A 24,631-nucleotide genomic window follows, 5' to 3' on the forward strand; every position below is an offset into this window, starting at 1 on the left:
GCGATCGCTGCCTGCGGCGGCGATCCCCAAGGCTCCAGCGTACGCAGTGCGCGTGTCGAGGATGGTGCCTTGCAGCTCGAGCTCGATCTGCGTTTCACCGACACCCTGCTGCAGGCGCTCGACGACGGTATTCCGTTGCTGCTCGCGGTGCAGATCGATGGTGCTGTGGCCAGCGTGCAGCGCATCGGACTGCGCTACCGGCCACTGTCGCGGCAGTACGAGCTGCACTTGCCGGGCGACGCCCAGCCGCGTGTGTTCGCCAGCCGTGCGCGTCTGCTCGCCGCGCTCGACCGCATCGTGCTCGGTGCGGTGTCCGCGGACTCCGGACGGGTGCGCGTGAAACTGGTCAGCAGCGCGCTGCCCGCGCCGCTGCGGCTGCCGGCGCTAGTCGAACGCGAGTGGCAGCTGGCCACGCCGCAGCGGTCCTGGAGTCGTTGATGGCGCGGCGCCTGCTGTGGCTGTTGCCGACCGCGAGTGCGCTCGCGCTGCTGGTCGCGGCGTTGTGGCTCGCCGCCGACGCCGAGAGCGCCGAGAGCCGTCTCGGCGCTGCCTACGGCTGGCTGTTCGGTGTCTCCGCGGTGGCGGTGCTGGTGTTGGTCGGTGCAATCGTGCGCGAGCTTTGGCGACTGTGGCGCGAGCGCGCCGAATCGCGGCCGGGGGCGCGCTTGAATGCGCGCCTGGCGGCGCTGTTCGGCCTGATCGCGTTGCCCTCGACCCTGCTCGTGGCCGGCTTCGCGATCCGCTTTCTCGATGCCGGCATCGATTCCTGGTTCCGCGTCGATCTTGAGGCCGCACAAGAGGCGGCGCGCGCGCTCGGCGAGCAGGTGCTGCTGCGCGAGCAGCGGCAGACGCTGGCGCGGGTCGAGGCATTGGCGCGAAGCATTGGCGCTGATCCGGGCGGCGATGTGCAGGCGCAGTTCGACCGCTTGCTCGAAGACGATGCCGCGCTGGCGGTGCATCTCGCCAGCTACGACGGCAATGGCGGCGTCGAAGCGCTCGCCTTCAGCACCACCGCGATTACCCTGCCAGCGGCGCCGGACGAAGCCTTGCGCCTGCAGATTGGCGAGTCCGGCGGTATCGCGCAGACCGTGACCCTGGCCGACCAGCTGGTGGTACGGGCATTTGCCACCACCACCGACGCGCTCGGCCGCAGCCACTTGCTGCAGTGGATCCAGCCCTTGCCGGCGGAGCTGGCACCGCAGCTGGCGCAACTCGAACGCAGCAGCATCGACTATGCGCAGCTGCGTTTTCAGCGCACGGCCTTGAAGACCACCTTCGTGTTGATCCTCGGTTTCGTGACCTTGCTCGCGCTGCTCGCGACCCTGCTCGCCGCGCTTGCCGCGACGCGCCGGCTGACGCGGCCGATCGCACGTCTGGCCGAGGCGACGACGGCGATCGGCGAAGGCCGCTTCGGGGCGCAAGTCGAGGAGCAGTCGCAGGACGATCTCGGTGTGTTGACGGCCGCGTTCAATCGCATGAGTCGCGATCTGTCCGAGCTCGATGTACGTGAACAGACCAGTCGTGCCGAAACCGAGCACGCGCGCGCGCATCTCGCGGCGGTGTTGTCGCGGTTGTCGGCCGGCGTGGTCAGCGTCGATGGCGCGCACGTGACCACCGCCAACGCAGCCGCGGCGGAGCTGCTCGGCTGCCCGCTCACGGCGCTGATCGACCAGCCCGTCACTGAGGTGGCCGCAGCATCGCCAGTCGCAGCGCAGGTGATGGCGATGATCCAGGCGCGCAGCCGGGAGGCGCGCAACGAGTGGCGCGAAGAGCTGGCCGCACCGGGAGAGCAGCCGCGAGCATTGCTGTTGCGCGCGCTGCAACTCGGCGGCGACGCCACGCGTTACGTGGTGATCATTGACGACATGACCGTGATCGCGCAGGCGCAGCGCGAGGCGGCCTGGTCGGAGGTGGCGCGGCGGCTGGCGCACGAGATCAAGAACCCGCTGACGCCGATCCGGCTCGCGGCCGAGCGCATGCAACATCGCTTCAAGGGCAAGCTCGACGCGGCCGATGCGCAGGTGCTCGATCGCGCCACGCAGACCATCGTCGCCCAGGTGGATGCACTCAAGGGCCTGGTCAATGCCTTCGGCGACTACGCGCGCCCGGCGCGCATCGAGTTGCGCGCGCTGGCGATTGCGCCACTGGTCGGCGAGGTGCTCGATCTGTACGAGTCGAGCGGGCAATGCCGGATCACGCGCGACTTCGCTGCGGTGTTGCCGGCGCTGCGCGCCGATCGCGACAGCCTGCGTCAGCTTCTGGTGAATCTGTTGACCAATGCGGTCGAGGCCGGTGGCCATGGTGTCGCGGTCGATGTGCAGCTGGCGTTGCGCGACGGTGGCATTGAACTGGTGCTGCGCGACCACGGGCCGGGACTGCCGCCGGAGTTCGATGGTCGCTGGTTCGAGCCGTACACGAGCACCAAGCCCAAGGGTGGTGGGCTTGGTCTGGCGATGGTGCAGAAGATCGCCGAGGAACATGGCGGGCGCATCCGCGCCGAGCATGCCGAAGGCGGTGGTGCGCGTTTCGTGTTGTGGCTGCCGGTCGCGGGAGCGGTGGCATGAGTGCCGCGGCGCGCCGCGACCTGTGGTTGCTGCTGGCGCTGGCCTTGCTGGTGCTTGGCGTCGGGATCGGATTGCGCGATCCGTGGCCGGCGGACGAGCCGCGCTTCGTGCTGGTCGCGCAGCAGATGGCGGAAAGCGGCAAACTGCTGATTCCGCACCGCGGCGCCGAGATCTATCCGGACAAGCCGCCGCTGTTTCTGTGGCTGCTGGTCGCAGCGCACAAGTTCACCGGCGAATGGCGCATCAGTTTCCTGCTGCCGTCGCTGCTCGCGAGCCTCGGCACGCTGGCGCTCACCTTCGATTTGGCGCTGCGCTTCTGGGGCCGGCGCGCGGCGCGGCTGGCGGCGTTGATGCTGCTGTTCGCGTTCCAGTTCAGCTACCAGGCCAAGCGCGCGCAGATCGATCCGTTCCTGGTGTTCGCGATGACCGCGGCTGCGCATGCGTTCCTCAGTCATGCGTTGCTCGCGCCATCGCGGGTGACGCATGCAGCGGGCTGGTTCATGGCCGCGATCGGCACCATCAGCAAGGGCGTCGGCGCACTGACCTTGTTGATGTTGCCGGTGATCGCGTTGGGGCGGCGGCTTGGATTCGGGGTTCCGGTGAGAGCGGTCGCGGCAAAGTGCCGCTCCTACACGGCTGCGAAATCGGCGCGGTCGCACCTGGGGTGGGGGCTGCTGGCGTTCGTCGCCGCGTGCTCGGTATGGCTGGTGCCGCTGGGAATCGCGGTGGCGACCTGGGGCGACGCCGAAGTGGTGGCCTATGCGCGCGAAATCCTGCTCGGCCAGACCGCGCGTCGCTACGCCAATCCCGAGCATCACTTCCAGCCATGGTGGTACTTCGCTGGCGTGATGCTGACGACGTGGTTGCCGTTCGTGCTGGCCTGGCCGTGGGCGCTGCCTTATGCCTGGCGGCAACTGCGCACGCGCCGCGACGCGCGCGTGTTCGTGCCGCTGCTGTGGGCGGCGCTGGTGCTGCTGTTCTTTTCGCTGTCGCCGGGCAAGCGCGACATGTACATCCTGCCGCTGCTGCCGATGCTGTGCGTGGCGCTGGCGCCGGGGCTGGTGTTCGCTTCGCGGCGCCGGGGTTTCCGTCGTCTCGTGTTCGCCTTCGTGCTGGCACTTGCGTTGCCGCTGGCGGTCGCTGGGCTGATGGCGGCGCTCGGCGAGCCCGGTTTCGAGGCGCGCCAGGAATTGCGCTACGAACTGGCCGCGGGCGCCGACGCGTTGTGGTGGATGCTCGGCGCGGTCGGTTGCGTCGGGCTCGTGGCGGCGGCGTTGGCGGGCACGCGCCACGCGCTGCGCGCCTGCTTCGCGTTGCTGGCGACCCTGTGGATTGGACTTAGCCTGGTTGCGTACCCGTTGCTCGATGCGCACAGTTCCGGGCGCGCGGTGATGCAGCGCGCACGCGCCGCTGCCGGCGCCGACACCGCCATCGGACTGGTCGGTTGGCGCGAACAACATTTGCTGCAGGCGATCGGCGTGGTCGCTGAATTCGGCTTCAAACGGCCTGCAGCCGTGCAGTTCGATGCCGCCGCCGCGTGGCTCCGCGCCGAGCCGCTGCGCCGCGCAATCTTCGCCGATGCCGCCGTGATTCCCGCCTGCGTGGACGCCACCCGCGCCACCGCACTCGGCAGCAGCAATCGCCGCGACTGGATGCTGCTGCGCGTCGACGCGCTCGCGGCGTGCGCGATTCAGAACCCGTAACGGGCGTCGATGCCGACGATGCGGTTGTAGGCGTGGTAGGGCGTGAGCAGGAGACCGCGGCCGTAGCTGTCGGCGATGTAGTCGTCGTCGAGCAGGTTGCTGCCCCAAAGCGAGAGATCGAAGCGACCGCGGCGCCAGCCGACGCGCAGGTCGAGCAGATTGCGCGCGCCGAGGCGTTCGATGCTGGCGTCGTCGTTGACGATCCAGGTCGGGGCTGCATGGCTGAACTGGCTGCCGGCATACCAGTCGCCGGCAAAGTGCAGGCGTCCACCGATGCCCGCCGACCATTCCGGCGCGCCGCGCACCGCGGCCGCAGCCAGTGATTCCGGTTGCAGCGTGGAGCGACTGTGCAGGCCGCTGGCGTTGGCCCACAGTTCGGCGTCGTCGCGCGGTTGCCAAAGCCACTGCAGTTCGGCGCCGAGAATCTTGCTGGCGAAGTGGATCGCGTCCGGGTTCTCGGGACCGGTGAAATTCGCCACGCGATCACGCCAGTGGTGATGGAACAGGCGCGCTTCGATACGCGCCGAGCGCAACAGCGGTCGCGACCAGGCGAGTTCGGCGGTGCGCAGTTTCTCCAGCGTCGAGCGTGGGCTCAGGGCCAGCGTGTCGAGGTCGGAACCGAGGAAGGAGTCTCGTAGCAGCAGCGCCAGCCAGTGGTTTTCGTTGAAGCGGTGGCGCAGGCCGAGGCTCGGCAGCCACAGCGTTTCGTGGTGGCGGATGCGCGCATTGCGCTCCTGCACCAGCACGCCGAGTGCGTCGCTGCAGGTTTCGATGGCGGCGTCGTAGCGACCCGTGACCAGTCGGCAGTTGTTCTCGCTGACCACGCTGGTGGCGAGCTGTGAGCGCGATTCAGCGGCGACATGGCGCAGGCCGATGTGGCCGTCCCAACGCGTCTCGTCGTCGTAGAGGAATTCGGCATAGGCCTGCGGCAGATCCGACCGCGCCGTCTCGGCGCCGTCGTAGGCGAGGCTGGCCGGACCCGGTGCCGCCGGAATCATCCCGAGCGAGCTGGAGGTCGAAGGCGTGATCGAAAAGCGGCGGCTGCCGTGCACGCGATAGCCGCGATTCGCCTGCAACAGGCCGGCGCTGATCAAACCATGCGCGCCGGCGTCGCGTTCGAGGCGCAGGTCGGCGTGTTGCAGATGCACGTAGGCCGGCGTCTCCGAGACCAGGTTCTGGCCGTTGCGGCGCGTCAGCGCGGCGCGGGTGTCGGAAGAGCCGGCCTGGGCACTGAGCTGCCAGCGATCTCCGGGCCGCCATTGCCATGCTGCGCCGGCACCATGGATGTCGACGTCGGAGCCGAGCAGGCAATGCGGTTGGCCGCCGCCGCAAGGGCCTTCGCCACCGCCGAGGTCGGCACGCGCGAAATCGAGGACGCTGGCCTGCAGCTGGTGCGTCCGCTCCGGGCTTTGCCAGGCCAGGCGCAGCGCGTATTGGCGCTGCTGGAAGACATCCGGCTGCTGCTCCGCCGCGATTTCCTCGCCACCGATCTGCCGGCTCGCACCGAACGCGCCCTGCATGCCCGGTACGCCAAGTCCGCCGGTCGCGGCCACATGCACCATGGGCGCCAGCGCCGGCGCATGCGAGACGCCGACGCTACCGCCGAACGCGGCCGCGGGCGCGCGCGTGCCGATTGCCAGGTCGCCGGCACCGGCGCCATAAGCGGTGGCCATGCCGGTGGCGCTGCGCGTGATTTCGAGCGACTGCATCAGTCCCAGTCCGGGCCGGTTGAACAACCAGGCTTCGGCGGGCACCGGCACGCCGTCGATGGTGATCAGGCTGGCGCGCTGATTGGGCGCAACGCGCGAAGCGCTGACGCCGCGGATGACATCGCTCGCGGCCATGCCGTAGACGCCGGGCGCGCGCGTCAACGCACTGCCGTAATCATGCGGCGCGGTGTCCGCGATGGCGTCGGCGTCGATGCGCGTGCGCGCGATCGCGGCACTGCGTTCGCTCGGCAGGCGCGCCTGCGCGGTCAGCGAGGTGCGCGCCGATGCCGTGTCGGTCTCGGCATCGGCAGCAATGCTCAGGGTCGACTCCTGCAGCGCCGCCGCGGCATCGGCTGCGACCAGCTCGACCACCTGATCGCTTCGCTGCGACCAGTTCAGTGCAGCGGCGATGGCCAGCGCATCGAGCGCATCGGCCACCGAACTGCCCGCGTCGAGCGCAGGTCCCGCGCGTCGCCCCAGCGCCGGCGCCAGCACGATGCGACAGTTACTCGCCGCGGCCAGCGCGCTCACGGCATCGAGCAGCGAAGTTGCCGGCACCGTCGCAGACAATGGGCGATCGAGGTCGCAGGCCAGGGCGGCGACGGGACCCGCCAGCCCGAGCAAGATCAACGCACTCTGCAATGACCTCGAAAGTGCCGGCATCGGGCCTCGTGCTCAGGGATCGGTTCGACTGGCCGCCACCGGCCGCAGCCAGACGATACCGGCAGCGGATGCCACGACGCGCAGTTCGTAGCGTTGCGCCAGCGTGTCGAGCGCCGCGTGCTGTTCGGCGGTGTCACCCATCGGCAGTGCGGCATCGAGGCGCAGGTCGCTGCCGGCGTTGGCGCCGAACACGCGCATGCCGCTGCGCGCCGACCAGCGCGCGAAGGCGATTTCCGCGGGGGCATGGTCGAGTACCAGCAGATCCGGCTCGGCTTCGGTTTCATGGTGCGCGAAGCGTTCGAGCTGCGCACCCCGCCACTGTGCGGCCTCGCCGGCAGCGAGTTGCAGCGGTTCGCCTGCGCCAGCGCGCACCTCGACGCGGCCTTCGGCGACGCCGACGCGCAGCGCACCTTCGGCAGCCTGAACCTCGAAGCGGGTGCCGATATCGCGCACGCGGAACTCGCCATGCCGCAGCGTCAGCGGGCGCGGATCGGCGCCGACTGCGATGCGCAGGCCGCCGCGCAGCAGCTCGACCACGCGGGCATCGGCACCCAGTTCGACGCGCAGCGCGGAATCAGGCTCCAGTTCGACGCGACTGCCGTCGGCGAGCGTCAGCGACGCGGTCGCACCGACCGCGCTGCGCAAGTCGGCGCGCGCGTTTTCGATCGCGCGCGGAGCCAGCATGACGGCGACGATCGCCAGCGAGGCAGTGACGAACCCGAGCCACGGGGCGTGGCGGCGCAGCCGCGACGGCGCCGGTTCCGCGACGCGCGGCTGGCTCGGCTCGGCGGCGGCGTTCAAGGTCATCAGCACGTCCAGATAGGCGAGGCGATGGGCGTCGTCTGCGGCCAGCCAGGCGTCGAACGCCGACTGCAATTCAGCATCCGCCGGCGCCGCGCTGATGCGAAGCTGCCACTGCACCGCCTGCGCGAGCTGCATGTCGTTCACCGGAGACCTCCCATAACCGGCCGACGCGCCGTGCCCGCGCTTCCCCCAGCGCTGCTTCGAAAACCGTTGTGGCGACTCATTGCGCACCTCCGCGCATCAGCTCGCCCAGTTGCCGCAGGGCCTGGGTCATGTGGTTCTCGACGGTCTTGGCGGTGATTCCGAGTGCCACCGCGGCCTCTTTCAGGCTCAAGCCCTCGACGCGCACCAGCCACAGCACGCGGCGGCGCTGTTCCGGCAGTTGCGTCAGCGCCTGCTGCACGCGGGCGAGCTGCTCGCGCGCCAGGGCGTGCACCTCGGGGCTGGCCTCGTCGGCGACGTTGGCATCGATCGCCACGTCGCTTTCCTCGACCTCGACGCCGCGCGTGCTGCGCCGACGCAACGCATCACGCGCCAGGTTGTAGCCGACCTGGAACAGGAAGGCGCGGGCATCGCGGACCTCGGCGAAGGGCACGTCGAGCAGGCGCATCGCGGTGTCCTGCACGCAGTCCTCGGCCAGCGCGCGGTCGCCGAGCACGCGCGTCAGCACCGCGCGCAGTTCCGAGGCATGCGCGGCGAATACCGCGGTCCACGGGCTCATTCGCGACGCAACCGGTACTCGACCGGCAGGCGCAGGTCGGTGATCGCGAACGCTCCCGCCGGTGGCGGCGGCAGCGGCGAAGACTGCGTGATCAGGCGCGTGGCGGCGCGGTCGAGCAGGTCATGGCCGGAACTGCGCTCGATGTCGGAGCGCAACACCACGCCGCGCCGCGACACCCGCGCGCGCAACCAGACCGTGCCTTCGACATCGCGCTGGCGGGCGCGCTCCGGGTAGTGCTGGAAGCGCCGCAGGTGCGCGAGCACGTCCCAGACGTAGGCGTCCGCAGCAGACGCCGCGGCGCTCGTAGCGGGCGTCGGCGTCGGCGTCGGCAGCGACTCGCTTGCATCCGCGCTGCTGCGACCGGCGGCGTTCGGTGCGCGCTGCGCCTCGCGCAGCGGCTCCGGCGCCGGCACGTCGCTGACCGCGAGCGCTGCCGCGGCATCGTCGCGGGCTGCGGCCGGCGCAGCGCGTGGCATCGGTGCCGCCTCAGGCTGTGGCACCGGCGGCTCGATGCGCGGCAGCGGAACCGGCGCCGGCTCGGCCACCTGCCACTCGACCAGCAGCGGCGAAGTCGCCTGCGCTGCGATCTCCCCACCACCGCCCTGCTGCAGCAACAGCAACCCGAGCAGCAAGCCATGCACCACCAGCGACACGCTGATCCCGGCCACGAAGCGCAGGCTGACGCGCGCGTCCGCTGCTTCAGGGCGCGGCAGGGGCAGTGCTTCGTCGAATGGCTGGGAGGCAACGTCCGGCATCGGCGCCATGCTCGCAGCGTGCTGGTGTCGGCGTCAAAGCCCTAAAGTTCGATGCACGCCGGAGGTCAGGGGAACGAGCACCACCACCGCATTGTATGTCGCGTGCAAGAGCATGCTGGGCAGCAGGTTTCCGGCGCGGGCAAATAGCCAGGCACTGGCGACACCGACCAGAAAGACCGGTGGCCAAGAAGCGAAGGGGTGCATGACGGCAAAGAACGCTGCGCTGAGCGTGATCGCAATCCACAGGGGCCACTCGCGGCGCATCGCGCGGAACAGCAGGCCGCGGAAAAGGTACTCCTCGACCAGCGGCGCGACGACAACGGTGGCTCCGGCAAATGCGTACAGTGCTCCGTTTGACTCGCGCAAGAAGGCCGCTCCGGAAGCAAGCTGCTCGCGAAGTTCGCTGGAACCGAATCGGTGGAGCAGACCAAGATAGGCGAGGGCCAACGCACCCAGCACTACGCCCACGCCGGCCGCGCCGGCGAGCCAGGCGAACGTCGATCGGCCCATCGGCGAGGGAACGAGAATGTCGAAAAGGCCGACACCGAATCGACGGTTCCAGCGCCAGACGTAGAAGCTGACCAGCGCGGCGCTGACAGCCGATGCGATCAGCAAGGCGCTTGCGCTAGCGCGTGCGCCGGACACGCCGCCGATCAGAGCGAGCAATACAGCGACCAGCTCCAGATGCGCGACGATTGCGATCAGGGCGCCGAGCATTGTCGGTGGCGCCTCGTCTGGCTCGGCGTCCGGATCAAACAGATAGGCCAGTTGCACCTGCAGGCGGCTCCACAGCGCCGCGGCGAATACGCCATTCATCAGTAGACCCGCGATCGCGAGTGGCCAATTCGCACCGAACACGCCGATCGCGATCACCATGTTCCCGACTGCCGCCGCCATGCCACGACTGGCCTGCATCGGCATGGCTTCGCCAGTGGCGCTATAGGTCGGAAATACCGTGACCGCCTTCAAGGCAATCATCGTGCCGGAGAGCAACCAGAGCACTCCGATTACGGCGATTTTCCACAGCTCGGTGGGATGCATCCAGGCAACGACGACGAGACTCGACAGCACCATCACGCTGACGAATGCGGTCAACACCATCGCCTTGGTGCGCGCCACCTCCAGCAAGCTGCGTGGCCAGCTCATCATCCAGCCGAGTGCAGGGCCCTCGGCTGCGAGCATGCGCGGCGCCGAGACCGCGATCATGTAGGCGCCAGCGGCGAGCACGATGCCGGCCCAGTGATGCCAGTGGAATTCAATGTTGCGCAGGTAGTGCCCGAGATAGAACGCTTGCAGCCCGACCAGCAGCAACGGCACCAACAACATCTGCACCAATGCGCCGCGATCTCGGCGCAGCCACAACAACTCCTTGCGCAGCAACGGCGAGCGCCGCCAGCGCGACGCTTTGACTGCCAGCGCACCGATTGCTGACGGATCGACGCGTTCTTCGGCGCCGCCAAAGCCAGCCTCGAAACCCCTCAGCGTTGCGGCGTGCATCGCAACAAGCGCAAGCGCGCATAGCACGCCGTTGAGCAACAGCGAGAGCACGATTGCCCGCAGCCAAGCAATGACATCCGGGTAGTGCAGGAACAGTTCGGCCGAGGGCGTGGCGGTATCTCCTGCGCCCGCCAACCAGCGGGCCAAGCCCCAGCTCAGGCTCGGGGTCGTTAGTGCGATCAGCGGGGTCATCAGCAGCACGAAGCCGATGCCACCCGCAGCAACCAGCCAGGCACTGCGATTGCGCGGCGAAGCGCGCAGCATTACTTGCACTTCGATCGCCTTGGTCATGACCGCAGCGCTGGCCGTGAACGGCAGCGCGACGGCGAATGCCGCGAGCCCTGCCGCGAGCGACTTGTTGACCAGTGCCGCCAGCACCATCAGCATCAGTGGGCTGCTCAACAGGAACGGATTCGAGACGATAGGCTTCAGTGCTTCCGCCAGATAGATCGCCGGTTGCGGTACCGGAAACGCGAGGTACCACTCCCAGAGCGGGTGTCGACGCCGATTCATGTCGATGGCGAAACCATCGCCCTGCAACGCCAGCGCCAGCCACCAGATCAGGACGCCGACGCTCAGGATGCGCCACGAGGTCGCACTCGCGGCGGCAGCGCTTTCGGATTCCGGTACGAGAAGTTGCGGCTTCTCCGATGCGACCACCGCCTTCAGCCGCTGCTGCCAGGCGACCGAGTGGCCGCCGCGCGTGCGCGCCAGACGATCGGACTCGACCTCCAACCGATACTGCAGGTGTCCCTGGTGCTCAGCCAGATCCGCAGCCAGCGCCTGCTCGGTCAGTCCCGGGGGCGCTGTCGGGGTGGCTCGCTGCGAGCGCACGTAGCTGAGTGAGGTCTGGATCCGTTCGAGCTCGCGAATCCGATCAGTCGTTCTCGAAGAAACGACGACCGCACCGCGACGATCGGCCTCCGCATCTGGGCCAAGGTCGCTGGTCCTCGCCAGCGAGAAGCCGATCATCACGGTCATCATCAGCGAGCTGAGCAGCGCTATCGAGTATGCAAGCGCGGGAGAACGCTTGCGCTGCTGCAGGTGGTGGATGCGGTTGCCGCTCTGTCGGATCGACATGCGCAGCAGGCTGCGAAGCGCTGCAAATGAAGATGGTGCCAATGTCTTCACTTCCGGCTCGCCATGACCTGCGCGCGGAAGCGGTCTGCAGCGCTGACTGGCCTGGGCCTGGTCAGGGACAGGAACGCCTGTTCGAGCGACTGGGCGCCTGGCACCGATGCCGCGACTTGCTCGAGCGCGCCGCTGGCAACGATTGTGCCCTGATGCAGGATCGCGATGTGCGAACACGATTGCTCGACCTGCGCGAGCAGGTGCGTCGAAAACACGATCGTGGTTCCGAGCGCGGTCTGTTCGCGCATGACATCAAAGAACAGCCGCGTGCTTTCGACATCAAGGCCGTTGGTCGGTTCGTCCAGCACCAGCAGCCGCGGGCGGTGCAGCAACGCCAGCAACAGACCGAGTTTCTTCTTCATGCCGCGCGAATAGTCATCGGCGAAGCGATCAAGCGCGTCGCCAAGCTGCATGCGCATGATCAGCGGTTCCAGCCGACGCAGTTCGGCCATCGGGTCAAGTCCGTGCAATGAAGCCGACAGCTCGATGATGTCGCGGCCACTCAGGAAGCTGTGGAACATCGGCTCGTCCGGCAGAAAGCCGAGAAAGCGCTTGATCTCGAGCCGATCGGCGAACGCGTCGCGACCATCGACCTGCAGGGCGCCGGCGCTTGCCTTGATCACACCCATCAAGATCCGGAACAGCGTGGTCTTGCCGGCGCCATTCGGGCCGAGCAGGCCAAAAACCTGCCCGCGCTCTACCGTCAACTCAACGTTGCGCAGTGCGTTCTTGTCGCCGAAATGCTTGCTCAGCGCAGTCGCGACGATCATCGCGCTGCTTGATTTCGCGGGGAAGGTGTTCAAGCCAGATACCCGCCATCGACGACGAAGCTGGCGCCGGTGATGTAGCTCGCGGCGGGGGAGGCGAGGAACAGCAGCATCGGGGCGATTTCGCCGGGAGCGGCGGCGCGGCCGAGGGGAATCTGGCGCAGTAGCTGGTTCATGATCTGCGCGTTCTGGGTCAGCGCCGAGGCGAACTTGGTGTCGGTGAGGCCGGGCAGCACGGCATTGACGCGGATCTTGAGCGGCGCCAGTTCCTTGGCGAAACCCTCGGTCAGCGACACGATCGCGGCCTTGGTTGCCGAATACACGCCCTGCCCCGGCGCGGCGCGGCGCGCATTGACCGAGGCGACATTGACGATGCAGCCGCCGAGTTCGCGTTCGCGCATGATCCGCGCCGCCTGCTGCGAGCAGTAGAAGTAGCCGCGCAGGTTGACCGCGGCGGTCTTCTCGAAGGCGTCGAGGCCCATCTCCAGCAACGGGCCGAAGTAGGGGTTGGCGGCGGCGTTGTTGATCAGGATGTCGAGCCCGAAGCCGCGGTCGATCACCTTCTGGAACAGCCGGTCCATCGATGCCACGTCGCCGATGTGCGCCTCGATCGCGCTGGCCACGCCGCCTTCGGCGCGGATCGCCGCCACCACTTCCTCGCAGGCATCGAGCTTGCGGCTGGACACGATCACGTGCGCGCCCTGCTGCGCCAACAGGTGCGCGGTCGCGGCGCCGATGCCGCGGCTGGCGCCGGTGATCAGCGCGGTCTTGCCGGTCAGGTCGAACAGGGCCTTGGTCATCGCGCGATCACCTCGCAGAACGGGAGCGCGATTGTAGGCGCGGCCGGGGGGCGCGACGAATGCGTATGGCCGCCGCTGCTAGTCTGCGCGCCCCGCTGCGGAGTGCGCGCATGTCCCGACCCAGAGCCCTCATCACCGGCGCCGGCAGCGGCCTTGGCCGCGCGCTCGCCCATCGCTATGCGCGCGCCGGTCACGACATCGCCGTGGTCGATCTGGATCGCGCCCGTGCCGAAGCCGTGGTTGCGGAGCTTGGCGCCCACGGCGGCGCGCACCTCGCGCTGGTGGCCGATGTCGGCGACGATGCCGCGGTCGAGTCGCTGCGCGACCGCGTGCGCGCGCACTGGGACGGTTTCGACCTGCTGATCAACAACGCCGGCGTCGCGACCGCCGGGTCGGTCGCCGACAGTTCACTCGACGACTGGCGCTGGGTCACCAACATCGACCTGTTCGGCGTCGTCCGTGGCATGAAGGCGTTCGCGCCGATGTTCCGGCAGCAGCGGCGCGGCCACGTGCTCAGCACGGCCTCCTTCGCCGGTCTGGCCGGGGCGCCGAACATTGCCAGCTACGGCGTCGCCAAGGCCGGCGTGGTCGCGCTTTCGGAGGCGCTGCGCGCCGAGATGGAGCCGTTCGGCGTGCGCGTCTCGGTGATCTGCCCGAGCTTCTTCAAGACCAACCTGATGGACAGCGCACGTTGCGCCGACCAACGCATGAGCGCCGCGGCCACGCGCCTGATGGAGCGCGCGCGCGAGTCCGCCGACGACATCGCCGACTATGTGTTCCGCGCCCAGCAGAGTGGGCAGTTCCTGATCATTCCGACCGCCCCCGAGCGTCTGCACTGGCGGTTGAAGCGCTGGTTCCCGGAGTTCTACTTCCGCCGACTGATGGCCATGGCCAAGGCCATGCAAGCGCGTTGACCCGGCGCCGGCGCAGGCGCTGCGAACCCGGCCGCGCACGACTCGTCACAGGCATGACTTCCGGCGCTGTCATGGTTCGTTTCCGGGTCTAGGCTTCGCTCCTCACTTGGGGCTGGAGAGGAACATGCGTGGTCTGTGGAGTCTGGCCGGGCTCATGCTCGCGCTGCCGTGGTCGCTGTCGGCGATGGACGCTTCGGAGCTGGTCGCGAAGAACATCGAGGCGCGCGGCGGCATCGCCGCGATCCGCGCCATGCAGTCATTGAAGCTCAGCGGCAAGTTGCAGCAGGGCGGCTTCGAGGCGGCGGTGGCGGTGATCCGCGGCGGCGGCCGCCTGCGCAGCGAGTTTTCAATCCAGGGCATGACCCAGGTGCGCGCCTTCGACGGCAGCGCGGGCTGGACCATCTCGCCGTTCGGCGGGCGCAAGGATCCGGAGAAGCTCTCCGGCGACGACCTCAAGGACATGCGCATCGAGGCCGACCTCGAAGGCCCGCTGGTCGATTACGCGAAGAAGGGCCACAGTGTCGAATACCTCGGCACCGAGGACATCGACGGCACCGAGGCGCACAAGCTGCGCGTCAAGTACGCGACCGGCAACGAGGCGGTCTACTACTTCGATCCCGACTACTTCCTGGAAATCCGCATCGTCAGCAAGAGCTGGTACCGCGGCAGCGAGTTCGAGGGCGAAGCCGACCTCGGCGACTACGAACAGGTCAACGGCGTTTGGGTGCCATTCTCGGTGGCCTCAGGCGCCAAGGGCTCGACCCAGAAAGCGACCATCACCTACGAACGCGCCGAAGCCAATGTCGTACTCGACGACGCGCTGTTCGCATTCCCGCAGGGAGCCAAGCCATGAAGCGCAACCCGCAACCCCTGCTGCGCGCGGTCGGGCCGATCGTGTTCGGTCTCGCCGCTTTCGCGGCCGCAGACGCCAGCCGTGCCTTCGACAGCGCCACCGTCTCCGGGCTCGGCGTGCGCAACATCGGTTCGGCGGCGATGAGCGGCCGCATCAGCGCCGTCGCCGCGTTCAATCGCGAGGGCAAGACCACGGTCTATGTCGGTGCCGCCAGCGGCGGCGTGTGGAAGTCGCAGGACGGGGGCACCACCTTCGAGCCGAAGTTCGACGACCAGCCGGTGCAGTCGATCGGCGCGATAGCGCTCGACCCGTCGGACCCGAAGCGGGTCTGGGTCGGCACCGGCGAGAGCTGGACGCGCAACTCGGTCTCGGTCGGCAATGGCGTCTATCGTTCGTCCGATGGCGGCGACACCTGGCAGCACATGGGCCTGCCGCAAACCGAGCGCATCGCCAAGATCCTGGTGCATCCGCGCGACGGCAACATCGTCTACGTCTGCGCCCCCGGCCCGTTGTGGAGCGACTCCGACCAACGCGGCCTGTTCAAGACCAGCGACGCCGGCCAGACCTGGAGCAAGGTCCTCGCCGGCGGCAACCGCTCCACCGGCTGCTCCGACCTGGAGTTCGATCCCAAGCAGCCGGACGTGCTGATCGCGGCGCTGTGGGACTTCCGCCGCCAGGGCTGGACCTTCCGCTCCGGTGGCGAGAGCGAGACCGCCGCCAGTGGCAGCGGCCTGTTTCGCAGCAGCGACGGCGGCGCGCACTGGAGCGAGTTCACGCCAGCAACGCACGCCGGCTTCCCGGCGAAACCGTATGGCCGCATCGGCATCGCGATCGCACCGAGCGATCCGAAGATCGTCTACGCGGTGGTCGAGGGCAAGCGCAGCGCGCTGTTTCGCTCCAGCGACGGCGGTGCCACCTGGGAGGAACGCGACCGCAGCCAGATGATGGTGTGGCGACCGTTCTACTTCGCCAAGCTCGTGGTCGATCCGACCAATCCCGAGCGCGTGTTCAAGGCCAATCTTTCGCTGATCGTGTCCGAGGACGGCGGCAAGAGTTTCTCCGCTACCGGCGGCGGTGCGCATGGCGACTGGCACGATGTCTGGATCGATCCGGCCAACCCCAAGCACCTGATCGGCGGCGACGATGGCGGCCTGTGGACCAGCCACGACGGCGGCTCGCTGTGGATCAAGAGCGAGAACCTGCCGGTGTCGCAGTTCTATCACGTCAGCGTTGACGACCAGGATCCCTACGAGGTCTACGGCGGCCTGCAGGACAACACCAGCTGGATCGCGCCATCGAGCTACCCTGGTGGCATCACCAACGCGCAGTGGGAACCGTTCTCCGGCGGCGACGGCTTCTGGATGTTCGCCGACCCGGTGGCGCCGCGCGACTACGTCTACTTCGAGTCGCAGGGCGGATACCTGGTGCGCGCCAACCGCCACACCATGCAGCAGCGCGAGATCCAGCCCAAGGCCGGCTACAAGGAAAAGCTGCGCTTCAACTGGAATGCGCCGCTGCACCTGAGTTCGAGCGAGCGCGGCACGATCTACCTCGGTTCGCAGTTCCTGCACCGCTCGCGCGACCAGGGTCAGAGCTGGGAGCGCATCTCTCCGGACCTGAGCACGAACGATCCGGCCAAGCAGCAGCAAGAGAAATCCGGCGGCATCACCGTCGACAACTCCGCTGCCGAAATGCACACCACGATCTACTCGATCAGCGAATCGCCGCAGAACGGACAGGTGATCTGGGTCGGCACCGACGATGGCAACGTCCAGCTCACGCGTGATGGCGGCAAGACCTGGAACAACACCGTGCGCAACGTCCCCGGCCTGCCCAAGGCCTCGTGGGTGAGCTGGGTCGAGGCCAGTCGCCACGATGCCGCCACCGCGTACGCCGCCTTCGACCGCCATACCTTCGGCGACATGGACCCGCACGTGTTCATGACCCGCGACTACGGCCGCAGCTGGACCCGCATCGCGGCAGCGACGCAGGGCGTGCGCGGCTATGCGCACGTGATCCGCGAAGACATCGTCAACCCCGACCTGCTGTTCCTCGGCACCGAGTTCGGCCTGTGGATTTCGCTCGACCGCGGTGCGCACTGGGCGGCGTTCAAGGGTGGCCGTTTCCCGAGCGTGGCGGTGCGCGACCTTGCGATCCAGCCGCGCGACCACGATCTGGTCATCGCCACCCACGGCCGCGGCATCTGGATCATCGACGACCTCACGCCGCTGCGCCATCTTGATGCGACGACACTCGCAGCCGAGGTCAGCCTGCTGCCGAGTCGTCCGCAGCAGCAGCGCGTCCCCGGCTTCGGCGGCTGGTCGCGTGGCGATGCCGTGTTCGTCGGACGCAACGCACCGAGCGCGGCGGTGATCAGCTATCACCAGAAAACGCGGCACCTGTTCGGCAAGCTCAAGCTCGAAATCCTCGATGCCGAGGGCAAGCTCGTCGACACGTTGCCGGCGTCCAAGCGCCGCGGCATCAACCGCGTGCAGTGGTCGATGAGCGTCAAGCCACCACGCACCCCGCAGGGTGCGACCCTGGCCGGCGCGGCGACTTATGGTCCGCGTGTGCTGCCAGGCACCTACCGCGTGCGCCTGACCAAGAACGGCAAGGTCTACGAGACGCCGTTGCGCGTCGATCTTGATCCGCGTGCGGCGTACACGATCGACGATCGCAAGGCGCAGTTCGCGGCGGCGATGCGCGTACACGCACTGTTCGAGCGCATGTCCGACCTGTCCGAGCGCATCGTCGCATTGCGTGAGCAGGCGGCCGCCAAAGCCGCGGCGCTGGCGGAAGGCGAACGGGCGAAGAAGCGCCTGCTGCAACTGGTGACGCGGATCGAGGACGTGCGCCGGCAGATCGTCGCGACCAAGGAAGGCGGCGCGGTGACCGGCGAGGAGCGCTTGCGCGAACACCTCGACTCGCTCTACGGCGCGATCGTGGGTTGGGAAGGACGGCCAGGTTCCTATCAGCTGCAGCGCATCGACGCGCTCGAGCGCGAGCTCGGCGAAGTCGAGGCCGAATTCGCCAAGCTGCTGGAGCGCGAGGCCCGTCCACTCGGCGTGGTGCTGGCGGCGATCGCTGCTGGCGGCGACGGCGGGAGTCGCGTCGCCGCCCGCTGAGTCGGGCCCGCTACAATCGGGCGATGGATGTTTCCCACTTGCTCGACGCGCTGAACCCGGCGCAGCGCGAAGCCGTGTGCGCGCCGCGCGGCCACTACCTGGTCCTCGCCGGCGCCGGCAGCGGCAAGACCCGCGTGCTCACGCATCGCATGGCCTGGCTGACCGAGGTCGAGCGCGCCTCGCCGTGGTCGGTGCTGGCGGTGACCTTCACCAACAAGGCGGCCGGCGAGATGCGTTCGCGTGCCGAATTGCTGATGCCGCAAGGCACGCGCGGATTGTGGGTCGGCACCTTCCACGGCATCGCGCACCGCTTGCTGCGCCAGCACTGGCGCGAGGCGTTGTTGCCGGAGACCTTCCAGATCCTCGATGCCGACGACCAGCTGCGCCTGATCAAGCGCGTCAGCGCCGACCTGGGTCTCGAGGAATCGCGCTGGCCGGCGCGTCAGGCGGCGTGGTTCATCAACACGATGAAGGACGAGGGCAAGCGCCCGGGGGCGATTGCGACCGACTACAACCCGGCCACGCGCACCCTGATCGACATCTATGCCGCCTACGAGGAACGCTGCCAACGCGCCGGCCTGGTCGACTTCGCCGAGCTGCTGCTGCGCACGCATGAAACGCTGCTGCGCGACAGTGAACTGCTCAAGCACTACCGCAGCCGCTTCGAGCATCTGCTGATCGACGAGTTCCAGGACACCAACACCCTGCAATACGCCTTCGTGCGCCTGCTCGCGGGCGAACGGGCATCCGCCTTCGTGGTCGGCGACGATGACCAGGCGATCTACGGCTGGCGCGGCGCCAAGGTCGAGAACGTGCAGCAGTTCCTGCGCGATTTCCCGGGCGCGGTCACCTTCAAGCTCGAACAGAACTATCGCTCGACCGCCAACATCCTGAGCGCCGCGAACGCGGTCATTGCCCGCAACGGCGGCCGCCTCGGCAAGGAGTTGTGGACCAGCTCGGGCAAGGGCGAACTGATCGACCTGTATGCCGCCTACAACGAACAGGACGAAGCGCGTTTCGTGATCGAGCGCATCCAGCGCTGGATCCATGACGGTGGCTCGGCGCGTGATGCCGCCATCCTGTACCGCTCGAACGCGCAGTCGCGGTTGTTCGAAGAGGCCTTGATGGTGCAAGGCATGAAGTACCGGGTCTACGGCGGCCTGCGCTTCTTCGAGCGCGCCGAAGTGAAGGATGCACTCGCCTACCTGCGCCTGTCCCTGTTGCGCGAGGACGATGCCGCGTTCGAGCGCGCGGTGAACACGCCGCCGCGTGGCATCGGCGAACGCACGCTCGATGCGCTGCGCAAGCGCGCACGCGATGCGCGATCTTCGCTGTGGGCCGCGACCGAGGCGGAACTCGCGGGTGGCACCCTCGCCGCACGCGCCAAGTCGGCGCTGCGCGCCTTCATCGAGCTGATCGAGAAACTCGCCGCCGCCACCGCCGAGGCCAGTCTCGCCGAACGCATGGAGCGCGCGATCGAGGCCGGGCAGCTGAAGCCTTACTACGAGGCGGAAGGCAAGGGCCAGGCCGAGTCGCGCATCGACAACCTCGATGAGCTGATCAATGTCGCCGCGCGTTTCGAGCGCAGCGTCGAGGACGCCGAAGCGGGGCTGAGCGAGGTCGCCTCCTTCCTCGCCCACGCCACGCTCGAGGCCGGTGAGGCGGCGGGCGAAGCGTGGGAAGACTGCGTGCAGCTGATGACCCTGCATTCGGCCAAGGGCCTGGAATTCCCGCTGGTGTTCCTGGTCGGGCTCGAAGACGGCTTGTTCCCGAGCCAGAAGTCGCTGGAGCAGGAAGATCGACTCGAGGAGGAACGCCGCCTCGCCTACGTCGGCATCACCCGTGCGCGCCAGAAGCTGGTGCTGTGTTACGCCGAGTCGCGGCGCTGGCATGGCCAGGAAACCTACAACCGGCCCTCGCGTTTCCTTGCGGAGCTCCCGAAAGATGTGCTCGCCGAGGTGCGCCCGAAAGTACAGGTCAGCCGGCCGATGGCGTTTGGCCGCAGCGCCGAGGGCTTCCTTGCCGAGCGTGGCCTGTTGCGTGGCGGCGTGGTCGAGCTGCCGCCGATCAAGCTCGGTGCGCGCGTCGCCCACGCCAGTTTCGGCGAGGGCGTGGTCACGAACTTCGAGGGCGCCGGCGCGTCGGCGCGGGTGCAGGTGAACTTCGCCGCCAGTGGAGCCAAGTGGCTGGTCCTTGCATTTGCCAACCTGGAATTGCTGTAGTTCTCCAAGCAGAGCAGGAGTCGGTCATGGACAACGCAGAATGGTTTTACGCCGACGCTGGCGGTCAGCAGCAGGAACCGGTGGATGCGGAGACGCTGCAGCGCCTGTGGCGCGATGGCCGCATCCACGCGCAGACCTTGCTGTGGCGCGAGGGCATGGCCGGATGGCAGCCGCTGGCCACGTTGGCGGCGGTGCTGCCTTGGGTGAGCGAGGCGGCGTTGGCACCGGCGGCTCCGCCACCGTTGCCCGCGGCCGGTCTCGCAAGACCCGCTGCGCGCAGCGGCTTGGCGGGCGGCGGCTGTGCCATCGCGATCGTGCTCGGTTCGTTCGGCGCGGTGATGATCCTCGGCGTGCTCGCCGCGATCGCGATTCCGGCGTATCAGGACTACACCCATCGCGCCAAGGTCGCCGTGGCGATCGGGAGCGCCGCTTCGCTGAAGGAGAGGGTGATGGCTGACTACCGGCGACTCGGTGGTTGCCCGGTGGATATCGAAGTCGACAGCAGCGACGTGCCCGATGGTTTCAGCGAGATCTGGGTCGGCCGCTTCGAGGACGAAACCTGCGGTATCCAGCTGGTCTTCGAGGCGATTCCCGGCCTGGTCGACAGCGAGGACAAGAAGCTCTGGCTTTGGCTGGACGAGTCCGGCAGCGGCTGGAAGTGTTCGTCGGAGCTGCCGAATCGCGTGTTGCCTCAGAGTTGCCGCGGCTGATGCGAAACGACGAGGGCCGCTCGCGCGGCCCCCGTTTGCGGCGATGATGCCAAGGCTCAGCGAGCGCCACCCTTCGGGCGGAAGCCGTTGAGCGCTCCGAGATAACGGCCGAGGCGTTCCTCGATCGCCTCGCGCGCCTTGTCCGGTGCGCTCAGGTTGGTGAAGTCGACCTTCTGCGTCACCGCTGGGCCGAGCGGCTGGCCGGCAAACACATCCCAGGTCTTGATCGTCAAGTTGGCCGAATACAGCGTGTCGGTCTGGCCGTAGAAGGTGATCGGCGTCGAGCCGAGCGGCTGGGCGCGGATCACGGTCACCGCACGCACGTTGTTGGCGCGCGCGAGTGCGGCGAACAGACGCGGCATGTCCGGCGCGCCGGAGTTGATCAGCGACGAAATGCCCGGGGTGCTCTCTTCATCGGCGAGCAGGAAACCTGCGGATTCCAGCGCCTCCTCGATCACGCTTTCGGCTGCCTGCGCAATCGCCGGATCGCCGAGGCTGATCACCATCACCCGCGGTGGGCCTACCGGGCGCCGTGGCCGATCTTCCGGTGGCGGCAGGTTGCGCGCCAGCGCCGGGCGATCGCCGCGCAAGCCGGGGCGTTCGATCGCGACCGGATCGCGCCCGCCCTCGACGTCCTTGCGGCGCTGGGCGAGTTCGTCCAGCACGGTCAGGCCAGGCGCCGCTTCGGCAGCGTTGTCGTCAGCATCGCTGGCCGCCGCCAGCCCGGTATGGCGCAGCGCTTCGCTGGCGCCGGCGAGGGCGTCGGCTGCGCCCACCATGGCATCGTCCGCTCCGGCGATTGCGCGATCGGCAACCACCAGTGCGTCCACATCGGAAGCCAGCGTGCCCGCTGCGAGCGCTGCGGCAGGCTGGACCGGCGTCGTCGTCGGTGTGCTCAGCGCTGCCGATTCCGGTGCCGCCAGCGGCGTACCGAGCAGGCGATCCTTGAATGCGTAGCCGGCTGCACCGAGGGCGCCAAGCGCGACGACGGCTGCGATCGGCCAGAAGGCCTTCGATCCACCGGCGCGCTTTTCCTGCGCCTCCATCACCGATGGCCTGGCGGCTGCAGCCGGCGCCGGCGGTGGCACCACCGCGCGCTGGTGCGTGGCTGGCGTCGGTGGCGTTGCCTTGAGCGCTGCCTCGCGCTGGGTCGCCGCCGCGATCGCCTCGGCTGGCGTGGCCATGCCGATCACGGTGGCGGCAGCCAAGGGCAGCTTGGCCTGCACCGAAATCGGACCACCGGCCATTACCGCCGGATGCTTCTGCAGATCGGCGACCAGTTCATGGCAACTGGCGTAACGGTCGGCCGGGTCCTTGGCGACCATGCGCATCAGGATGCGCGCGAGTTCGGGATCGACGTCGCTGTTGAGCTGGCGCACGTCCGGCACTTCCGCCTTGACCACTTCCAGCAGCAGCCCAAGCGGCGACTCGTCGGTGAACGGCATGCGCCCGGTCAACATCTCGAATAGCACGATGCCGAGCGAGAACACGTCCGAACGCAGGTCGACCGGCTTGCCCAGGCAGACCTCGGGCGAGAGATAGCCGGGCGTGCCGACGAACTCGCCGGTGCCGGTGAGCTTCTTGGAGAAATCGTGCTGCGCCAGTGCGATGCCGAAGTCGGCGATCTTGATCGTGCCGCGCGTCGTCAGCATCAGATTGGCCGGCTTGATGTCGCGATGCACGACGCCCTTGTCATGCGCGATCGACAAGCCGAGCGCGGTCTGGTGCACCGCTTTCGCGGCCTGGCCCGGCGACATCTTGCCTTCGCGCTTCAAGTACGAAGACAGTGACTCGCCCTCGACGAATTCCATCGCGAAGAACGGCTGGCCGGATTCCTCGCCGATGAAGTAAATCTGGATGATGTGCGCATCGTTGAGTTGCGCCATCGAGCGCGCCTCGCGCAGGAAGCGTTCCTTCACCGACTCGTCGTGCGACAGCGACTCCGACAGCGTCTTGATCGCGACGTAGCGGTTCAGTGCAGGCTCGTAGCCTTTGTAGACGACGCCCATGCCGCCGCGACCGAGTTCGCAGACGACATCGTAATGACCGACCTTGCTTCTCATGACTCGACTCCCCGATGGATCGCCCGGGAGGAGCGCACCTGGCCGGCGGCCCCTGTCACCAAACGTCAATCGAGAATATCACTGCATTCTGAATGGCTCCCAAGCCACAGCGGCGAGCGCAGCCGAACCGACCGGCGGTTGGAAGCAAGAGTTTGGCGGATAGACTCGCGGCTCCGATGGAGGACTGAAGATGAAGCGACGCCAACTGATTGCCGCCGGAAGTGCCGCCGCGCTCGCCGCCTGCGCGCCCAAGCCCAGCGGTGGTGGCGCCGGCCAGAGCGCGCAGCAATTCCGCTGGAAGATGGTCACGTCCTGGCCGCCGAATTTCCCAGGGCTTGGCAGCAGTGTCGTGCGTCTCGCCGAGATGCTGGCGCAGGCCAGTGGCGGCCGGCTCAGCGTGAAGATCTACGCCGGCAATGAACTGGTGCCGCCGTTCGAGGTATTCGACGCGGTGTCACGCGGCACCGCCGAGATGGGCCACAGCGGAGCCTATTACTGGAAGGGCAAGTCGCCGGCGACGCCGTTTTTCTGTGCCGTGCCGTTCGGTCTCAATGCCCAGGAAATGAACGGATGGCTCTACCACGGCGGCGGCCTGGAGCTGTGGCGCGAGCTGTATGCAAAGTTCAACCTGGTGCCATTCGCCTGCGGCAACACTGGCGTGCAGATGGCCGGCTGGTTCAATCGCGAGATCACCTCGGTCGATGATCTGAAGGGATTGAAGATGCGCATCCCCGGGCTCGGCGGCGAGGTCATGGCCCGTCTCGGTGCGGTGCCGGTGAACATACCGGGCGGCGAGATCTTTACTTCGCTGCAGCAGGGCGCGATCGACGCGGCGGAGTGGGTCGGCCCCTACAACGACCTGGCCTTCGGTCTGCATCGCGCGGCCAAGTATTGCTACTACCCGGGTTGGCAGGAGCCGGGCCCGACGCTGGAATGCATGGTCAACAAGACCGCTTACGAGTCCTTGCCCGAAGACCTGAGGGCGATCCTCGACGCCTGCTGTCGCGCCATCAACGACGACATGCTCGCCGAGTACACGGCGCGCAACCAGGACGCACTGAAGCAGCTGATCGAGACCCACAAGGTCGAGTTCCGGCGCTTGCCCGATCCGGTGCTCGCCGCCTTGCGTCAGCAGGCGGATGCGGTGCTGGCTGACCTCGCGCAAAGCGATGCCTTTGCCAAGCGCGTGCACGACAGCTATGTCGCGTATCGCGAGCAGGTGCGGGCCTGGGCGGCTGTATCCGAGGTGGCGTTCTACCAGGCACGAACCTGAGGCCGGAACTGCTGCCCGCGCCGGCGTCCGGAAGCGGTCGCGGCGATCGGCTCGCGATCGCGCGGTGGCGCAAGCGGCGCCTGCCGGGCGACAGACGGCGTCGCGACTGTGAAACAAGTCACAGAATCGCGGCGCTCGCGATTTGTTGCAAAGCAGCGTGACCTTGTGTTCAGCCTGCGTATAGTCGCCCCGCCTTCCCGGATACCGGGCAGGCGGGGCGATGGCCAGGGGGCTTTCATCGCGCACACAGGTACCCATCTGCCGCCGGCGCAGCGCCGGCACAGAGAAGTGCGGTCTGCGCGGTGGTGGTGGCTCGGAGACCATCGGGGAGACTTCATAAGAAACACATTCCTTAGA

General features: G+C 68.0%; 17 protein-coding genes. 9 read left to right on the forward strand and 8 right to left on the reverse strand.

Annotated features, from left to right (window positions below):
- Window positions 1-69: 69 nt before the first annotated feature.
- The 3 genes from IPG63_06260 to IPG63_06270 are packed head-to-tail and all read left to right on the forward strand — an operon-like array spanning window position 70 to window position 4,267.
- Window positions 70-438: a DUF4390 domain-containing protein gene (locus tag IPG63_06260; GenBank protein ID MBK6726853.1), complete on the forward strand. Its 369-nt coding sequence runs from the start codon at window positions 70-72 to the stop codon at window positions 436-438.
- Window positions 438-2,564 (forward strand): HAMP domain-containing protein, encoded by a 2,127-nt coding sequence (locus IPG63_06265; GenBank protein MBK6726854.1) that lies wholly within the window; start codon window positions 438-440, stop codon window positions 2,562-2,564. The genes IPG63_06260 and IPG63_06265 overlap by 1 nt, the downstream gene beginning before the upstream one ends.
- Window positions 2,561-4,267: a glycosyltransferase family 39 protein gene (locus tag IPG63_06270; GenBank protein MBK6726855.1), complete on the forward strand. Its 1,707-nt coding sequence runs from the start codon at window positions 2,561-2,563 to the stop codon at window positions 4,265-4,267. Before IPG63_06265 ends, IPG63_06270 begins: the two co-directional genes overlap by 4 nt.
- On the opposite strand, the gene IPG63_06275 is transcribed toward IPG63_06270, so the two are convergent.
- The 7 genes from IPG63_06275 to IPG63_06305 all read right to left on the reverse strand — a co-directional run bounded on the left by IPG63_06275 (window position 4,255) and on the right by IPG63_06305 (window position 13,114).
- A complete protein-coding gene (locus IPG63_06275) occupies window positions 4,255-6,639 on the reverse strand; it encodes a TonB-dependent receptor (protein ID MBK6726856.1) in 2,385 nt (794 codons plus the stop codon). The genes IPG63_06270 and IPG63_06275 overlap by 13 nt on opposite strands.
- 12 nt (window positions 6,640-6,651) lie before the next feature.
- Window positions 6,652-7,587, reverse strand: a complete 936-nt coding sequence (locus IPG63_06280; protein ID MBK6726857.1) for a FecR domain-containing protein — start codon at window positions 7,585-7,587, stop codon at window positions 6,652-6,654.
- Window positions 7,588-7,663: 76 nt separating this feature from the next.
- Entirely contained in the window at window positions 7,664-8,164 is a 501-nt protein-coding gene (locus IPG63_06285) for an RNA polymerase sigma factor (protein ID MBK6726858.1), read from the reverse strand.
- Entirely contained in the window at window positions 8,161-8,919 is a 759-nt protein-coding gene (locus IPG63_06290) for a TonB family protein (GenBank protein ID MBK6726859.1), read from the reverse strand. The genes IPG63_06285 and IPG63_06290 overlap by 4 nt, the downstream gene beginning before the upstream one ends.
- A gap of 33 nt (window positions 8,920-8,952) precedes the next feature.
- A complete protein-coding gene (locus IPG63_06295) occupies window positions 8,953-11,496 on the reverse strand; it encodes a CPBP family intramembrane metalloprotease (protein MBK6726860.1) in 2,544 nt (847 codons plus the stop codon).
- Between the two features lie 47 nt (window positions 11,497-11,543).
- A complete protein-coding gene (locus IPG63_06300; protein ID MBK6726861.1) occupies window positions 11,544-12,350 on the reverse strand; it encodes an ABC transporter ATP-binding protein in 807 nt (268 codons plus the stop codon).
- Complete coding sequence (locus IPG63_06305) at window positions 12,347-13,114, reverse strand: glucose 1-dehydrogenase (GenBank protein ID MBK6726862.1); 768 nt, start codon at window positions 13,112-13,114, stop codon at window positions 12,347-12,349. The genes IPG63_06300 and IPG63_06305 overlap by 4 nt, the downstream gene beginning before the upstream one ends.
- A 110-nt stretch (window positions 13,115-13,224) precedes the next feature.
- Between IPG63_06305 and IPG63_06310 the strand changes: the two genes are divergently transcribed.
- The 5 genes from IPG63_06310 (at window position 13,225) to IPG63_06330 (ending at window position 20,938) form a co-directional block, all read left to right on the forward strand.
- Window positions 13,225-14,028 carry an SDR family oxidoreductase gene (locus IPG63_06310; GenBank protein MBK6726863.1) on the forward strand — a complete coding sequence of 268 codons (804 nt, stop codon included), beginning with the start codon at window positions 13,225-13,227 and terminating at the stop codon, window positions 14,026-14,028.
- Between the two features lie 124 nt (window positions 14,029-14,152).
- Entirely contained in the window at window positions 14,153-14,881 is a 729-nt protein-coding gene (locus IPG63_06315) for a hypothetical protein (protein MBK6726864.1), read from the forward strand.
- Window positions 14,878-18,006, forward strand: a complete 3,129-nt coding sequence (locus IPG63_06320) for a sialidase (protein MBK6726865.1) — start codon at window positions 14,878-14,880, stop codon at window positions 18,004-18,006. Before IPG63_06315 ends, IPG63_06320 begins: the two co-directional genes overlap by 4 nt.
- Before the next feature lie 23 nt (window positions 18,007-18,029).
- The gene (gene uvrD / locus IPG63_06325) at window positions 18,030-20,228 is read left to right on the forward strand and encodes a DNA helicase II (GenBank protein MBK6726866.1); all 2,199 of its coding nucleotides are present in this window, start codon (window positions 18,030-18,032) and stop codon (window positions 20,226-20,228) included.
- A gap of 26 nt (window positions 20,229-20,254) precedes the next feature.
- Entirely contained in the window at window positions 20,255-20,938 is a 684-nt protein-coding gene (locus IPG63_06330) for a DUF4339 domain-containing protein (GenBank protein MBK6726867.1), read from the forward strand.
- A gap of 56 nt (window positions 20,939-20,994) precedes the next feature.
- Here IPG63_06330 and IPG63_06335 read toward each other — a convergent pair whose 3' ends face one another.
- Window positions 20,995-23,001 carry a serine/threonine protein kinase gene (locus IPG63_06335; protein MBK6726868.1) on the reverse strand — a complete coding sequence of 669 codons (2,007 nt, stop codon included), beginning with the start codon at window positions 22,999-23,001 and terminating at the stop codon, window positions 20,995-20,997.
- Window positions 23,002-23,191: 190 nt separating this feature from the next.
- Here IPG63_06335 and dctP point away from each other — a divergent pair, with 190 nt between their 5' ends.
- The gene (dctP, locus tag IPG63_06340; GenBank protein MBK6726869.1) at window positions 23,192-24,274 is read left to right on the forward strand and encodes a TRAP transporter substrate-binding protein DctP; all 1,083 of its coding nucleotides are present in this window, start codon (window positions 23,192-23,194) and stop codon (window positions 24,272-24,274) included.
- Window positions 24,275-24,631: the final 357 nt, after the last annotated feature.

The organism is Lysobacterales bacterium, assembly GCA_016703225.1.
GTDB lineage: Bacteria > Pseudomonadota > Gammaproteobacteria > Xanthomonadales > Ahniellaceae > JADKHK01.

Bases quoted from the DNA above. Each gene is read 5' to 3' on its own strand.
- IPG63_06335 (MBK6726868.1), bottom strand. From the start codon at position 23,001: ATGAGAAGCAAGGTCGGTCATTACGATGTCGTCTGCGAACTCGGTCGC.
- IPG63_06315 (MBK6726864.1), top strand. From the start codon at position 14,153: ATGCGTGGTCTGTGGAGTCTGGCCGGGCTCATGCTCGCGCTGCCGTGG.
- IPG63_06295 (MBK6726860.1), bottom strand. From the start codon at position 11,496: ATGTCGATCCGACAGAGCGGCAACCGCATCCACCACCTGCAGCAGCGC.
- uvrD (MBK6726866.1), top strand. From the start codon at position 18,030: ATGGATGTTTCCCACTTGCTCGACGCGCTGAACCCGGCGCAGCGCGAA.
- IPG63_06275 (MBK6726856.1), bottom strand. From the start codon at position 6,639: ATGCCGGCACTTTCGAGGTCATTGCAGAGTGCGTTGATCTTGCTCGGG.
- IPG63_06330 (MBK6726867.1), top strand. From the start codon at position 20,255: ATGGACAACGCAGAATGGTTTTACGCCGACGCTGGCGGTCAGCAGCAG.
- IPG63_06270 (MBK6726855.1), top strand. From the start codon at position 2,561: ATGAGTGCCGCGGCGCGCCGCGACCTGTGGTTGCTGCTGGCGCTGGCC.
- IPG63_06305 (MBK6726862.1), bottom strand. From the start codon at position 13,114: ATGACCAAGGCCCTGTTCGACCTGACCGGCAAGACCGCGCTGATCACC.
- IPG63_06320 (MBK6726865.1), top strand. From the start codon at position 14,878: ATGAAGCGCAACCCGCAACCCCTGCTGCGCGCGGTCGGGCCGATCGTG.
- IPG63_06285 (MBK6726858.1), bottom strand. From the start codon at position 8,164: ATGAGCCCGTGGACCGCGGTATTCGCCGCGCATGCCTCGGAACTGCGC.
- dctP (MBK6726869.1), top strand. From the start codon at position 23,192: ATGAAGCGACGCCAACTGATTGCCGCCGGAAGTGCCGCCGCGCTCGCC.
- IPG63_06265 (MBK6726854.1), top strand. From the start codon at position 438: ATGGCGCGGCGCCTGCTGTGGCTGTTGCCGACCGCGAGTGCGCTCGCG.
- IPG63_06310 (MBK6726863.1), top strand. From the start codon at position 13,225: ATGTCCCGACCCAGAGCCCTCATCACCGGCGCCGGCAGCGGCCTTGGC.
- IPG63_06290 (MBK6726859.1), bottom strand. From the start codon at position 8,919: ATGCCGGACGTTGCCTCCCAGCCATTCGACGAAGCACTGCCCCTGCCG.